The following is a 13,890-nucleotide window of genomic DNA, read 5'->3' as shown; positions in this document are numbered from 1 at the left end:
GGAGACCGCTCGGGTCGAGTCCGCCGGCAAGCCTTTCGAGTGGGCGAGGCTTCTCTGCACCAAGCAAGCCGACACGCCGAAACAGCCGTCCGATTGCCTGTAGTTACTCGCCCTGCTTCCGAACGACCATCTGGTTCGGGGCCGGCCCCGGTGAAGCCCTCGTCGAAGCCCTCACCGGGGTCGACGACGTGCAGATGAGCGCGGACGGCGCGGTAGAGGGGCCGACTACACGACACCGGCCCAGATCCCGCGAGCGTGTTTCAGGTGCGTGCTCATCAGTTCGGCGGCCTCGTCCGCTTTTCCGGCCGCGACAGCGTCGAGCAACGCGTCGTGCTCCCGTGTGGACTCGAGGAAGTCCCGGGTGCCCGCGACGTGGTCCAGGCCGTACAGGCGGCCTTGGTCGCGTAGCTGGCCGACGATGGCGACCAGTCGGGGATTGCCCAGGTGGCCGAGCAGGGTGAGGTGGAGTTCCCGGTCGGTACCGAGGAAGCCGACCCAGTCCCCAGCCAGCGCGGCCTCTTCGGTGCGCGCGGCCAGATCGCGCAGGGGAGCGAAGTCGTCGACGAGTCCGCGAGCGGCGATCTCGCGGACGGCGGAGACTTCGAGCATCAACCGGATCTGGATGATCTGATCGAGATCGTCTTCGGTCAGAACGCGGATACGGAAGCCCCGGTTGCGCACCATTTCGATCAGGCCCTCCTTGGCCAGATCGAGCAGTGCTTCCCGTACCGGGGTGATCGACACCTCCAGCTGTTCGGCCATCTGGCCGATCGCGTACAGCGTCCCGGGACGGATTTCACCCGCCACGATCTGGGCGCGGATCACTTGGCGGGCGTCGTCGCGAAGGCTTTGCCGCCGCAGCCCGGTGCCGGGTGTGACCGTGGTGCCGGGACGGGACATAGTGGACCCCTTGGTTGTCGAAGCCGCGCCCGGCCCAGCCGCCGCGGCACCCTATCCGAGGTATAAGGTATCGCGGTTCAGGTCTTGCTCAAAAGGCGGGCGACAGCCCAGTCCTGAGCGGCGATTCCCACGGTTTTGAAAACCGTTCGCCCGGTGGTCTCCGGTGCGGTTTCGAGTATTTCGGCCGGCTCGTGGATCCGGTGACGGGTGAGTGTGCCGGTCTCGAGCGCGTGGATGATCTCGCCGGCTTCGTCGGTGGCCGCCTCGATCTGTTCGACGACGACCAGGTCCGCGGTCGCGAGCAACTCGTCCGGCAGTTCGCGCATCGTCGGCCGGAACGAGCCGATCGCGTTGACATGTACTCGGACCGGCAGGGCGTCTGCCGGGAACAGGGGAGTGCTCGACGAGGTCGCACACGAGACGATCTCGACGTCGGTCAAGGCGGTCGTGACGTCATCGGCACTTCGCAGGTGTACCCCGGGCAGTTCGCCTTCCAACTCGGACAGGAGTTTCTCGGCGCGGGGGCGGTCCCGGTCGAACACGGTCAACGCGGTCAGTGGCCGGACGGTGTGCACGGCCCGGATCTGGTCCGGGGCCTGGGCTCCGGCGCCGAACAAGGTCATCACGGACGCGTCGCGGGGAGCGAGCGCGTCGGTGGCCACACCGGCGATCGCACCGGTCCGCAGGGTGGTGATCGCCGAGGCGTCGGCGATCATGCGGCCGTTGGTGCCCATCCAGGTCACGGTGCCGATGATCGCAGGCATGCGGTCGAGTCGGACTTCGAGCGCTTTCACGGCCGCGGTTCCGGTCGGTTGGTGGAACGCCGTCATCACCAGGATCCGGCCGTCGCCCACAACCAGTCGCGGTGGGAGGACGAACGAGCCTGCGGCGACTTCGAGCAGAACCTCGCGCACGGCGTCGATCGCACGACGCATCGGCACCTGGCGCCGGACGTCCTCCGCGCTCAGTACCTCCTCTGACGTGGTCGTCATCGTTTCTCCTCTCGTCGCGGACCCGCTAAGGCTTGACACCTAAGGTGTAAGGTATTACAACCTATCGGCAACGCCAAGTGAGGTGAGCATGGGTTCGAATCGAGTGGACGTCGCCATCGTGGGCGGCGGTGTCATCGGCAGCGCGGCCGCCTACTACCTCGCGCGTTCCGGTGCCGACGTCGTGGTGGTGGACCCGGATCCGGGGCGTGGTGCGTCGGCGGGGAACGCCGGCCTCGTCGTGCCGAGTTACAGCCTGCCCATGTCCAACCCCGGTGTTCTGCTGGCAGGGGTCCGGTCGTTGTGGGGCGCCGATCCGGCCGCCACCCTGAGTCGTCCGTTGTCCCTGCGCACCTTGCTGTGGCTCGGGCGCTTCACAGTGGCGTCCCGGCCGGGACGCGCCATGCGCGACGCGCGACGGCTGGGTGAACTCGCCGCCGCGAGTATGAGGCTCTACGACGATCTCCTCGACGACCTCGACGTGCGCTCGTATTCGTCCGGGTTCCTGCACGTTGCCCGCGATCCGGCGCTCTGGCAGGCCGAACGGAAGGCCGCTTCGCGGCTGGCAGGGCTGGGAATCCGGCATGAGGTGCTCGACGCCGCCGCCCTCGCGAACGCCGAACCGGGGATGGCCGACGGATTCGCCGGCGCTGTTCGATTCCCCGACGATCGAGCCCTCGATCCCGCAACCGTGACGAACGCGGTCCTGGCGGCCGCCGTGCGCAGTGGCGCGGTCGTGCGCACCGACCGTGTGGTGGGGGTCCGGATGCGGGATCGTCGGGCGGACACGATCGAAACCACCGGAGGGCCTGTTCGTGCCAGGGCCTTCGTGCTCGCCGCCGGCGCGGACAGCACCGCAGTCGGGCGGCTGTTCGGCCTCCGACTGAAGGTCGAAGCCGGTTACGGCTGGAGCCTGACGCTTCCCGTTCCGCATCGGCTGCTCGACCACGCACTGATGTGCGCGGACGACCACGTGATCCTCACGTCCACACCCGGCCGGCTCCGCCTCACCGGCGGCATGGAATTCGGTGGGTCGCCGGGGGCACCCAGGGCGGAAGCCATCGCGAGGCTTCGCACCGTGGCCGAACGCGCGCTACCCGCAGTGCGTCGGATCACCGCGGACGGAACCGCATGGCGCGGTGCGCGCCCCATGACCCCGAGCGGGTTGCCCGTGATCCGTCGCTTCGGGGGTGACTCGGGCAACGTCGTCGTGGCCACCGGCCACGGCACCCTCGGTCTGACCCTCGCCCCGGTCACCGGCCGGATCGTCGCGCGGCTTCTGGCGCCCGCGCAGAAAGGCAGTGTCGGTACGTCGTCCCGTTTTCTGTGACCTTCCCACCGGAGGTTCTGCCATGACCGCACCTGCTCCTGCTCCTGCTCCTTCTTCTGCCCGTGCCCGGCTCGTCCTCGCCGTCCTGGTCCTCGGTATTTTCGCTTACCAGGCACTGGAAACCATGTTGGCTCCCGCGTTGCCCCTCATCCAGCAGGCCGTCGGCGCCTCGACCCCGGCGATCGCGTGGGTGTTCACCGGTGTCCTGCTCGCCGGGGCGGTCGCCGCTCCGGTCATCGGCCGACTGGCCGACATTCGTGACAAGCGCCGGGTCCTGCTCGCGGTACTGGCCATCGTCTGCGCCGGAACGCTGGTCTCCGCACTGGCGACGTCGGTCTGGGTCCTGACCGTCGGCCAGCTTCTGCAAGGAGCCGGACTGGGACTGATTCCGCTGGCCATCGGGATGATCCGTGACACCCAGTCGCCCGAGCGGGTGAAGTCCGCGAACGGCCTGATCATCGGGGTCGGGGCGTTGTCGACGGCCGTCGGACTCCTCGCAGCCGGGCCGATCGTGGCGAGGATGCCCTACACGTGGCTCTTCTGGCTGCCTTTCGTACTCCTCGTCATCACGTTCGCCGTCGCGTGGTTCGTCGTCCCGCCGTGCCCGCCGGGCGAAACGGGCAGGGTCGACGTCACCGGTGCGGTGTTGCTCGGCGGTGGCCTCGCCGCCCTGCTCGTGGCGATCACCGGAAGTTCGAGGTGGGGCTGGGTGTCTCTCGAGGTCCTGGGTCTCACCGCGGCTTCGCTCGTCCTGCTCGCCGTGTTCGTCGCGGTCGAACTGCGGACCGAGAAGCCTCTGGTCGACCTGCGAATACTCGCCGGAAGGTCGGTGATGCTGGTCTCTGCCGTGTCGTTCGTGGTCGGCTTCAGCGGTTTCGCGGTCTTCGTGCTGGTCCCGACGTTGGTCCAGCTTCCGGCCGAAACCGGGTACGGTCTCGGCGCCACGGCCACCCTGACAGGTCTTTGCCTGGTGCCTCTCGGGCTGGTCGGGACCGTCGCCGCCCCGTTGACCGGCCGGCTCGAGCGCCGGATCGGCTCCAGGGCGGTGATGGTGCTCGGAACCGGGGCCCTCGCCGGGGCCGGCGTCGTGCTCCTCGGCGCGGGCGAGCCGTGGGTGATCTTCGTGGCGACCGCCGTTGCCGGCGCCGGTACCGGCTTCGGCATGACTCAGGCGATGAACATCGTGGTTGCCACGGTCCCGATGGAACGGACGGCGAGCCTCACCGGCGTGATCTTCGTGATCAAGGCCGTCGGCGGTGCGCTGGGCGCTCAAGTCGGCGCGAGCGTTCTCGCCGCGGGAGGCACCCCGATCCCGAGCTGGGGCGATTTCCGGACCGCATTCCTTCTCAGTGCGGCGATCGGCCTGGTCGCCGTCGTACTGAGCTGGGCACTACCGGCGAAGGTCAAGAGGACAGCTCAGGACGATGCCGTCCTGGCCGGCTGAAAAACTCCGCAATGGACAGGAGATCCATGATTCCCGACGACATCACGCGATACCTCACCACGATCCCGGACTGGGCCGAGATCCCCACCGTCGACGGCCTGATCGGCGACCTCGAAACGCTGGCGGCCTCGAACGCAGACCTGTGCCGTTGGCGGCGTTACGGGACGAGCCGTCTCGGTGATCCGCTCCGTGTCCTGTCGATCGGGCACGGTGAGCGAAACGTCCTGATCCTGGGTGGCCCGCACGCGAACGAGCCGTACGGCGCTCTGACGGTCGGCCATCTGTCCCGGCTGGTGACCGAGCACGCCGAACTGCGCGACGACCTGACGTGGCATTTCCTGCCCTGGGCCAACCCCGACGCCGCCAGGATGAACGAAGGGTGGTTCGCCGGCCCACGCTCCATTCGGGACTATCACGAGCACCTGTACCGCCCGGCGCCGGTGGACGACGTCGACTACACCTTCCCCAACCTCTCCGAGAATGGTTACTACGACAGGCCGTTGCCGGAAACCCAAGCGGTGATGCGGATTCTGGAAGACCTGCGTCCGGTGTTCCAGTACTCGCTGCACAACTGCGATTTCGGTGGCGTCTTCTACGTCCTCGACCATGACGTACCGGGGCTCGCCGAGGACCTGCTGGCGTTCACCGGCCAATGTGCCGTTCCCCTTGCGATGGACTCCGCCGCCGTGGCGGGGCTCGACAGCCCCGGCAAGGGCGTCTACCTCTACCCGCCCGCGGAGCAGATCGACGGCGGGATCGCCGAAGTCGGCGGAACCAGCGGGCACTGGGCCGCCCGCTACGGGACCACCACCCTGGTCGCCGAGATTCCGATGTGGAACGACCCGTGTGCGGCGGACGAAACCGATTCCGGCCGGACGATAGGCGAGGTGTTCGGTCGGGCGGCCACGGAGACGGCCGAATCATCGGACCTGCTCGCCGACCTGATGGCGGCGGTCCGCCCAGCGCTGCGCAGCGGATCTCCCCTCACGGCCTCGGTCGAGTCACTGGTCCGGTTCGGCCCCTTGCTGGGGCAAGGAATGCGGGCCGCGGCCGAAGCGATGGACGAGCGGCCCGCCGCGGTCGGCGAAGTCTTCGTCGGCGCGATAACCCCGATCATGATCCGGATGCGCGGTCTCGGGCAGCTGCGACGGCTGCTGCGGGCCGAACTCGCCACCGGTAACCACGCACCGGCCCTCCGGGCGACCGTCCGGAAAGCCGATGAGTTGTTCGACCAGGCCTGCCACGCCGCGGGCACGGTATCGGAGGGGAATCCCTTTCCGCTGCGGGACGTGGTCGCGGTCCAGGTGGGCGCCGGGCTGGTCGCCCTGCGGCGGATTCTGCAGGAGGCGGGGTGACCGGCTTCCATGACGAGGTGATCGTCGGTGACGCCCACAACGATCTCCTGGTGCTCGTCGCACGCCGACCACGAGAGATCTGGGCTTCCTACTTCCGCGAGCGCTGGTATCCGCAGCTGCGGGGCGGCGGGATCGACATCCAGGTCCTGCCGGTGTTCATCGACGACGAGTTCCGGCCGGAGGGCGCGCTGCGGGAAACGTTGCGGATGATCGAGGCCGCGCACCGGCTGGCCGAGGGCAATGCCGATGTCGTCGCCCTGTGCCGGACGGGTGACGAGGTCTCCGCGGCAGTCGCGTCCGGTCGCATCGCGCTGGTCCTGGCGTTGGAAGGTTGTCCCCAGGTGGACGAGGACATCGAACTCTTCCAGACCCTGCACCGGCTCGGTGTACGGATGGCATCCTTCACCCACTACGGGCGCACGATGCTCGCCGACGGCTCGGCCGAGAACGCCACCCGGGGCAGGCTCACCCGCGCCGGGGTCGAAGCGGTCGGCCTGCTGCAGGAACTTGGGCTGCTGATCGACGTCTCGCACGTCGGCAGGGCGAGTGTCGAGCACATTCTCGAGCTGGCCGGCAAACCGGTGATCGCCACCCATTCCTGTGCCGACGCGGTATACCCGCATCACCGCAACCTCACCGACGAGCAGGTGCGCGGGATCGCGGCGACCGGCGGGATCGTCTGTGTCAACTTCTTCGCCGGCTTCCTCACCGATGCGAAACCCACGATCGAGCACCTGGTGGAGCACATCGCCCACATGATCGCCATCGCGGGGGAAGACCATGTCGGCCTCGGCAGTGACTTCGTCGCCGAGTTGTTAGACGAGAAGATCCCCACCTGCGACCGGCCGCTCATGATCGAAGGTGTCGACGCGGAGACCTTCGTACCCGGCCTCGAAGGACCTGCCGGCATGCCGCTGGTCACCGAGGCACTCGTCAGGCACGGCGTGGCCGAGCCCGTCGTGGCCAAGATCGTCGGCGGGAACCTGTTCCGAGTGCTCAGGGAGCTCACGTGAAGAACCTGTACAACCTGACGGTTCCGCTGCGGGACGGCGTTACTCTCGCGGCCGACCGCTACGGGCCGGCCGGTGACGCCCCGGCGCCTGCGATCGTTGTCGGCACGCCCTATGGCAAGAACGACCCGAGGCGGCCCGCGCAGGCGGAACTCCTGGCGGCGCGGGGCTACGCGGTCGTGATCTACGATGTCCGCGGCCGCGGCGATTCGGACGGCGCGTTCGAGCCGTACCGGAACGAAGGCCCGGACGGCTATGACGTGATCGAGTGGGTGGCCGCCCAGGACTGGTGCGATGGCAACGTCGCGAGCTGGGGTGGTTCCTACTCCGGCCACGCCCAATGGCTGACCGCGCTGGAGAAGCCGCCGCATCTGCGTGCGATCGTCGCCTACGCGACACCCTCGGATCCTTTCGTGGACTTTCCGACCGGAACCCGGGTTCCGCAGGAGCTCTGCTGGTACCGGATGGTCGACCGCCGCGCCATGCAGAATGTGGCCGGATTCGATTGGGGCGCCGTCTACGGCCATCTCCCGCTGTACACCATGGACGAGGCCGCCGGGTTCGTCAGCGCAAACTGGCGGGCGGACATCGGACATGCGCCCGGCGACACCGAGTACTGGGCCCCGCTCGTCTACCAATCGAAACTGTCCGAAGTGGACGTACCGGCGCTGCACGTCACCGGCTGGTACGACGACGTGCAACCGGGAACGCTGCGGAACTTCGCGGCGATGATCGCGAAGGCACCCACAGAGGCGACGCGGCGCGCGCAACGATTGGTGATGGGCCCCTGGGGGCACGACGCCGGCCGCGCGGGCGGCCGGAGGATCGGTGACGTCGACTTCGGTGACCATGCCGAGGACGTCGATGTGACCGAACTCGAGGTGCGGTTCCTGGATCACCATCTGCGGGGTGTCGACAACGGCGTGGACCGGGAAGCACGAGCACGGTTGTTCCTGATGGGACGCGGGGAATGGCGCGACGCCGATGAATGGCCGCTGCCGGAAACCGTGTGGACGTCGCTGTACCTGCACAGCGAGGGTGACGCCAACACCCGTGGCGGCGGCGGGCGATTGACCCCTGAGGCCCCGGCCTCGGAGGAGCCGGCGGACACCTACCGGTACGACCCGGCTGATCCGGTCCCGTTCCTCACCGAGCCGACGTCGATGCAGATCGGCGGCCCCGACGATTACGCCGAGGTCGAGGATCGTGACGATGTCCTCGTCTACCTCGGACCGCCGCTCGGGGAGCCGCTGACGGTGATCGGTCCGGTCCGCGCCGAGTTGTTCGTCGGAAGCGATGCCCCCGACACCGACTTCACCGCGAAGCTCGTCGACGTCGGACCCGACGGTGTGCGGCGCCGCCTCTGCGACGGGATCGTCCGCGCACGCTACCGGGAGGGCTTCGCCACGGAGCTCGCTCTGCGGCCGGGCGAGGTGTATCACGTCGAGATCGACATGTGGAGCACCGCGCACGAGTTCGCCGTCACACACAGGGTCGGGCTGGAGATCTCGTCGAGTGCCTTCCCGAAGTACGACCGGAACCGGAACACCGGCGGATCGATCGTCCACGGCACCGAACTGCGGGTGGCGCACAACGAGATCCGGCACAGCCCGGCGCATCCCTCCCGCCTGATCCTGCCCGTGATCCCCTGACCGGTCGGTCTTCGGCGCCTGGCAATGAGCCCGACATGGCCTGCCTGCCGACGTGGGGGGCCGGCACCGGGTTCGCCGCCGGCCCCCGGCCAAAGTGCTGATGGTAGGCGTAAAACCCATGAACCCTTTCAGTCCCGGATGGACAGTCCATCCTTGATCGGATCGGACTTGGCGCAGTCGGCTGAACGCTTCCGGCGCGCGTCACGCTTGCGGGTTGCGGGTGGCTGGTGCGGGGCTGGTCCGAGTCGGTGGAGCCCCGCACGCCGGCGGCGGCCCGTCATCGACTCGGAGCGGCCCCGGACCGGGCACCCTTCACCCAACTCGTATGGAAGGGCAGCACCCGGATCGGCGCCGCCCGTTCCGCCGGACGCGGTTCGCGGTTCGCGGTGGTACGAGACCTACGTCGTGGTGCACCGGCAGGCACCGGGGGACATGATGGGCGCCTTTCGCGACAACGTGTTCCCGCCTCGTTGACCTCCGTCGGCGTGCCCCGACGGCGCGGTAGGCCCGGGAGACACGGGGCATCCCCAGACCAACCAGGCCACCCACGAGGTGATAATGCGGAACGGCTTCTGCCGCATTCCCGCGCATGCTTGTGCCCATGGAGCCCTCTTCCCGCGCACCCCGCCCCCCGGTCTCGCGCACCCCGGTGTCCCGTCGCGTGCTCAACCGGACGCTGATCGCCCGGCAGCTGCTCGCCGAGCGCACCCGCCGGCCCGCTGCGCAGGTTGTCCGGCACCTGGTCGCCATGCAGGCGCAGGAGCCGAACTGGCCGTATGTGGGCCTGTGGTCGCGCATCGCGGAGTTTCGGCAGGCGGAGTTGACCGACCTGTACACGGACAAGGACGTCGTCCGCGGCCCGCTCCTGCGCGGCACCCAGCACCTCGCCGCCGCCGAGGACTACGCCTGGATCCGGCCGCACTTCCAACCCGCGTCCGGGACCGAACTGCGCGCGAGCTACTACGCCGCCGAGACGCGCGGCCTCGAACCCGACGAACTCGCCGCCACGGGACGGGAGTTGCTTGCCAACGGGCAGCTCGCCCGGCGCGAACTCGGCCGGCTCCTGGGTGAGCGGTATCCCGGTCGTTCCGGGTATGTGCTCGCGGCGGCGGTCCAGCGCATGTTGCCGATCGTGCATCCGACGCCCAACGGCGTGTGGGGCGGCTGGGGCAACCGGCCGTCGGTGCCGATGGCCCTGGCGCCGGTCTGGACCGGGCGGGCGATGGACCCCACCCGTGACGTCCGCGAGCTGGTCGAGCGCTACCTGGCCGCGTTCGGCCCGGCGAGCGTGGCGGACGTACAGGCCTGGTCCGGGCTCAAGCGGCTGCGTGCGGTGATCGAGGCCATGCCGCTGCGGGTGTTGCGCGACGCGGACGGGCGCGACCTGTACGACCTTCCCGACGCCGAACTGGCCGCCGAGGACGCCCCCGCGCCGGTCCGGTTCCTGCCCGCCTTCGACAACGCCGTGCTCGGCCACGCCGACCGGACCCGGATCCTGCCCGACGAGCACCGCCGCCGGGTCCTGCCGGGCAACTCGCTCGTGTTGCCCACTTTTCTCGTCGACGGGTTCATTGCCGGTACCTGGTCCGTACACCCCACCGGCCTGCGCCTGATCCCCTTCGCCCCGCTGTCCGCCGAAACGACCGACGCGGTCATGGCCGAGGCGGCCCGGCTGTGTACGTTCGCCGCGCCGGCCGACCCCGCCGCCCGCGACGTCGAGATCCTGCCCCAGGGGTGATCACGAGCGCGCTGCCCATCCCCCACCTGAGGGATGGGCACCCGCCCACCCGCCGCGCACGATCGATCGGGTCGGAATCCGCCCACCCCAGGAGCGCGCAGCATGCAGGCCGTCATCGCCACCCGCCACGGCGGACCCGAGGTGCTGAGCACCGTCGACGCCCACCCCGAGCCGCGGCCCACCCGGGGCCGCGTCCTGGTGGCGGTCGCCGCGAGCGGGATCAACTACATCGACATCAGCCAACGCCGCGGGGTGTTCGCCGTACCCACCCCGTTCGTCCCCGGCGTCGAGGGCGCCGGCACCGTCCTGGAAACCGGCCCGGACGTGGCCGGCGTCGCCGTCGGCGACCGGGTCGCCTGGGCCATGGACGGCTCGGTGACCACCGCGCACGGCGCCTACGCGCAGCGCGCCGTGGTCCGCGCCGACCGCCTGGTACCGATCCCGCCCCGCCTCGACGCGGAATCCGCCGCCGCGGTCCTGATGCACGGGATGACCGCGCACTACCTCACCCACGACGCCTACCGGATCCGCCCCGGCGACACCGTCCTGGTACACGCCGCCGCCGGCGGCCTGGGCGGCCTGCTCACCCAGTACGCCGTCGCCCGCGGCGCCCGCGTGATCGCCACCGTCTCCGGACCCGACAAACACGCCCGGGCCCGTGCCGCCGGCGCCGCCCTCGTGCTCGACTACGCCGGATTCGCCGACCGGGTCCGCGAGGCGACCGCCGGGCAGGGCGTGGACGCGGTCTACGACGGCGTCGGCGCGGCCACCTTCGACGCCGGCCTGGCGAGCCTGCGCCCGCGCGGCACGATGGTGCTGCTCGGCGGGATCAGCGGCCCGGTCCGCGACTTCGACACCGGCCGACTACTCACCGGCGGGTCACTGCACCTGACCCGACCGGGGATCGCCGACTACATCCGCGACCGGGACGAACTCCTGCTCCGGGCCCGCGACGTGTTCGCCCGCACCGGCAACGGCACGCTGCGCCCGCACCTGGGCGGCCGCTACCCGCTGGCCGACGCCCGCCGCGCACACGAGGACCTGGAGAGCCGCCGAACGACCGGGAAGCTTCTACTGATCCCGGAGGTTGACTGAATCCGAAGATCGGGTCCGAAAACCGGATCCGAAAGCCTTCGACCCGACCAACCCCGACCAACCCCCGCCCCGCCCCGCCCCCGACCAGGACGGACCCCATGACCCGCCGACCCGACACCGACGCCTGGAAGCGCGACGAACTGCTTGCCCGCGCCGCCGACGCGCCGGACGCGCTCGCGTTGTTCGCCGGCGCGTCCACCCGGCTGCGCCGCCTGGTTCCCTTCGACGCCGCCGTGTGGCGTGCCACCGATCCGCTCACCGGGCTGATCGCCGCGCCGATCCGGGTGGAGAACCTGGACGAGGAGGGCTGCGCCGCGTTCTGGACCAGCGAGTCGGACCCGAACACGGTCAACGCGTTCCGGGACCTGGTCGACGCCCGCGTCCCGGCGGCGGCGCTGCGGGAGAGCACCGGCGATCGGCCCGAACTCGGCCCCCTCTACGACGCGTACCTGCGCCCGCGTCGTTTCGGCGACGAACTGCGCGCGGTGTTGCGGGTGGGCGGACGGCCGTGGGGCAGCGTGAGCCTGTTCCGCGACCGGGACCGGCCCGCCTTCACCGCCGCCGACACCGAACTGGTCGCCGGCCTGTCCGCGCCGCTCGCCGGGCGGCTGCGCGGTTTCCTGCGGCCGGCGGAGGTCCCGGCCGGCGCGGTCGCCGAGGCGCAGGAGGCCACCGGCGTACTGCTTTTCGACCGCGCCGGACGCCTGGTCTCGGCCAACGAACAGGCCCGCGCCCGGATCGCGAGCGTGACCGGCGAACCGGGCGATCCCGCGGCGCCGATGACGCCGATCTGGATCGCCACCCTGGCCGCCGCCGGGACCGGCCGGGTCCGGGTGCGTACCCGATCCGGGCGCTGGCTGGTGTGCCACGCGTCCCGGCTGAGCGGCGACGACGCATTCACCGTGGTGATGATCGAGGCGGCCCCGGCGTCCGAGGTGTCCACGATCATCGTCGAGACGTTCGAACTGACCGCGCGCGAGACGGAGATCACCCGGCTGGTCACGAGCGGCCTGGCCACCGACGAGATCGCCCGCCGGCTGCACATTTCCACGCACACCGTGCGCGACCACATCAAGTCGGTGCTGGGCAAGGTCGGCGTCGCCAGCCGAGGCGAACTGGTCGCCAAACTCTTCACCGAATACGTGGCCCCGGCCACCGCGCCGGCGGTACACCGCGTCCGCACGGCGAGCTGACCCGCCCACCCCTGGCGCGTGTCTTCGATGTCCCGTCGTGGAGCTCGGCGGGAGATCGAAGACACGCGCTAGCGCAGCACAGCCGTCAGCAGATCGGTACCGAGCGCCGCCGTCGCCTCGGTGTCGAGTTCGTGGATCACGTACCGGCCGCGCCGCCGCGCCGTCAGCAGGCCGGCCCGGCGCAGTACCGCCAGGTGTCGCGAGACCTCCGGCGCGCTCAGCGACCACGTCGAGGCCAACTCGCCGGTGGTGTGCGCGCCGCGCGCGAGGGTGCGGACCAGGCGCAGCCGTACCGGGTGCGACAGGGCCGCCAACCGCAGCCGCACCGACTCCATCGGCACCGCTTCGGCCGGCTTGTGATCGGGGACCGCGACCGGATACTGCACCACCGGCCGCCACCCGCGTGCATGCACCACGATCAGGTGCGGCGCGCCGAAGACGGTGGGCAGGAAGGTCACCCCGTCGCCCACCGCGCTGGTCGTGGTGTCCTGGAGCTTGTCCACCACGATCCGCTGCCGGTGCTCGTCCACCTCGATCGCCCCGGACACCGCCGCCAGCGCCTCGGCGACGCCGCGCCGGGCCAGCAGATCGCTCTTCAGCCGCAGATCCGCCGTCAGCCGGGGGAGGACCCGGGCCCAGGCCGCGGCGAAGAACACGGCCTCGCACTCCTCCATCATGCGCCGCACCCGGGCCCGCACCATCGGCGGATCCGCGATCAGCCGCTCCGCGAAGGACGCCTGCCGCGTGCCCCGGGCGTACGCCAGGTCCAGGGTCCGCTCCCGGGTGGGTGCGTCCCGCAGCGGCGACGGCCTGCCGAGCAACAGCCGGTCCGTACCGCAGGTGGCGACCAGTGCGGCGGTCACGTAGGTGTCGTCGTCGAGCAGGTCGACCCGGTCCAACTCGGCCGCCAGCGTCGGCTCGGGATGCCCCGGCAGCAGGAAGTCCGCCTGCGAGGCCCGCCACAGGAACTCCGCCTCCAGCAACTGCTCGGCCAACTCCGGCCGCAGCGCCGACCGGGTCTCGATCGCCCATTCCCGGTGCGCGGGATGGTGCGCGGGCTCGGCCAGTACATGCAACATCGCGGTCAGCTCGGCCAGCGGGGACACGGCGAACAACAGCCGCTCGGCCGGCACGCCGGTGATGTCGATGGTCAGGCTCACCCCGGGATCATCGCAGGTGGTGGC

At 70.3% G+C, this 13,890-nt stretch carries 11 protein-coding genes; 8 read left to right on the top strand and 3 right to left on the bottom strand.

Features of this window, described 5'->3' with window-relative positions; genetic code table 11:
* Positions 1 to 225: 225 nt before the first annotated feature.
* A complete protein-coding gene (locus tag ACWGR4_RS24985) occupies positions 226 to 900 on the bottom strand; it encodes a GntR family transcriptional regulator (RefSeq protein WP_452129758.1) in 675 nt (224 codons plus the stop codon).
* Positions 901 to 977: 77 nt separating this feature from the next.
* The gene (locus ACWGR4_RS24980) at positions 978 to 1,892 is read right to left on the bottom strand and encodes an ornithine cyclodeaminase family protein (protein WP_452129759.1); all 915 of its coding nucleotides are present in this window, start codon (positions 1,890 to 1,892) and stop codon (positions 978 to 980) included.
* Between the two features lie 103 nt (positions 1,893 to 1,995).
* On the opposite strand from ACWGR4_RS24980, the gene ACWGR4_RS24975 reads away from it, so the two are divergent.
* The 8 genes from ACWGR4_RS24975 (at position 1,996) to ACWGR4_RS24940 (ending at position 12,706) form a co-directional block, all read left to right on the top strand.
* Positions 1,996 to 3,219 (top strand): NAD(P)/FAD-dependent oxidoreductase, encoded by a 1,224-nt coding sequence (locus ACWGR4_RS24975; RefSeq protein ID WP_452129760.1) that lies wholly within the window; start codon positions 1,996 to 1,998, stop codon positions 3,217 to 3,219.
* Between the two features lie 22 nt (positions 3,220 to 3,241).
* Positions 3,242 to 4,663 carry an MFS transporter gene (locus ACWGR4_RS24970; protein WP_452129761.1) on the top strand — a complete coding sequence of 474 codons (1,422 nt, stop codon included), beginning with the start codon at positions 3,242 to 3,244 and terminating at the stop codon, positions 4,661 to 4,663.
* A gap of 26 nt (positions 4,664 to 4,689) precedes the next feature.
* On the top strand, positions 4,690 to 6,018 hold the full coding sequence (locus ACWGR4_RS24965; RefSeq protein WP_452129762.1) for a M14 family zinc carboxypeptidase: 1,329 nt from the start codon (positions 4,690 to 4,692) through the stop codon (positions 6,016 to 6,018).
* Positions 6,015 to 7,031 (top strand): dipeptidase, encoded by a 1,017-nt coding sequence (locus ACWGR4_RS24960; protein WP_452129763.1) that lies wholly within the window; start codon positions 6,015 to 6,017, stop codon positions 7,029 to 7,031. Before ACWGR4_RS24965 ends, ACWGR4_RS24960 begins: the two co-directional genes overlap by 4 nt.
* Positions 7,028 to 8,680, top strand: a complete 1,653-nt coding sequence (locus tag ACWGR4_RS24955) for a CocE/NonD family hydrolase (protein ID WP_452129764.1) — start codon at positions 7,028 to 7,030, stop codon at positions 8,678 to 8,680. The genes ACWGR4_RS24960 and ACWGR4_RS24955 overlap by 4 nt, the downstream gene beginning before the upstream one ends.
* Before the next feature lie 601 nt (positions 8,681 to 9,281).
* Positions 9,282 to 10,418, top strand: coding sequence for a winged helix DNA-binding domain-containing protein (locus ACWGR4_RS24950; RefSeq protein WP_452129765.1), 1,137 nt, complete (start codon positions 9,282 to 9,284; stop codon positions 10,416 to 10,418).
* Between the two features lie 102 nt (positions 10,419 to 10,520).
* A complete protein-coding gene (locus ACWGR4_RS24945) occupies positions 10,521 to 11,513 on the top strand; it encodes a quinone oxidoreductase family protein (RefSeq protein ID WP_380007200.1) in 993 nt (330 codons plus the stop codon).
* A 98-nt stretch (positions 11,514 to 11,611) separates the two neighbouring features.
* Positions 11,612 to 12,706, top strand: coding sequence for a LuxR C-terminal-related transcriptional regulator (locus ACWGR4_RS24940; protein ID WP_452129766.1), 1,095 nt, complete (start codon positions 11,612 to 11,614; stop codon positions 12,704 to 12,706).
* A gap of 68 nt (positions 12,707 to 12,774) precedes the next feature.
* On the opposite strand, the gene ACWGR4_RS24935 is transcribed toward ACWGR4_RS24940, so the two are convergent.
* On the bottom strand, positions 12,775 to 13,866 hold the full coding sequence (locus ACWGR4_RS24935; RefSeq protein WP_452129767.1) for a DUF5937 family protein: 1,092 nt from the start codon (positions 13,864 to 13,866) through the stop codon (positions 12,775 to 12,777).
* Between the last annotated feature and the right edge of the window lie 24 nt (positions 13,867 to 13,890).

The sequence above is a fragment of the Embleya sp. NPDC055664 genome, from assembly GCF_053618075.1.
The sequence above is the reverse complement of the archived record's forward strand: the minus strand, read 5'-3'. Positions and strand labels throughout refer to the sequence as shown.

Bases quoted from the DNA above. Each gene is read 5' to 3' on its own strand.
- ACWGR4_RS24985 (WP_452129758.1), bottom strand. From the start codon at position 900: ATGTCCCGTCCCGGCACCACGGTCACACCCGGCACCGGGCTGCGGCGG.
- ACWGR4_RS24980 (WP_452129759.1), bottom strand. From the start codon at position 1,892: ATGACGACCACGTCAGAGGAGGTACTGAGCGCGGAGGACGTCCGGCGC.
- ACWGR4_RS24970 (WP_452129761.1), top strand. From the start codon at position 3,242: ATGACCGCACCTGCTCCTGCTCCTGCTCCTTCTTCTGCCCGTGCCCGG.
- ACWGR4_RS24965 (WP_452129762.1), top strand. From the start codon at position 4,690: ATGATTCCCGACGACATCACGCGATACCTCACCACGATCCCGGACTGG.
- ACWGR4_RS24950 (WP_452129765.1), top strand. From the start codon at position 9,282: ATGGAGCCCTCTTCCCGCGCACCCCGCCCCCCGGTCTCGCGCACCCCG.
- ACWGR4_RS24945 (WP_380007200.1), top strand. From the start codon at position 10,521: ATGCAGGCCGTCATCGCCACCCGCCACGGCGGACCCGAGGTGCTGAGC.
- ACWGR4_RS24940 (WP_452129766.1), top strand. From the start codon at position 11,612: ATGACCCGCCGACCCGACACCGACGCCTGGAAGCGCGACGAACTGCTT.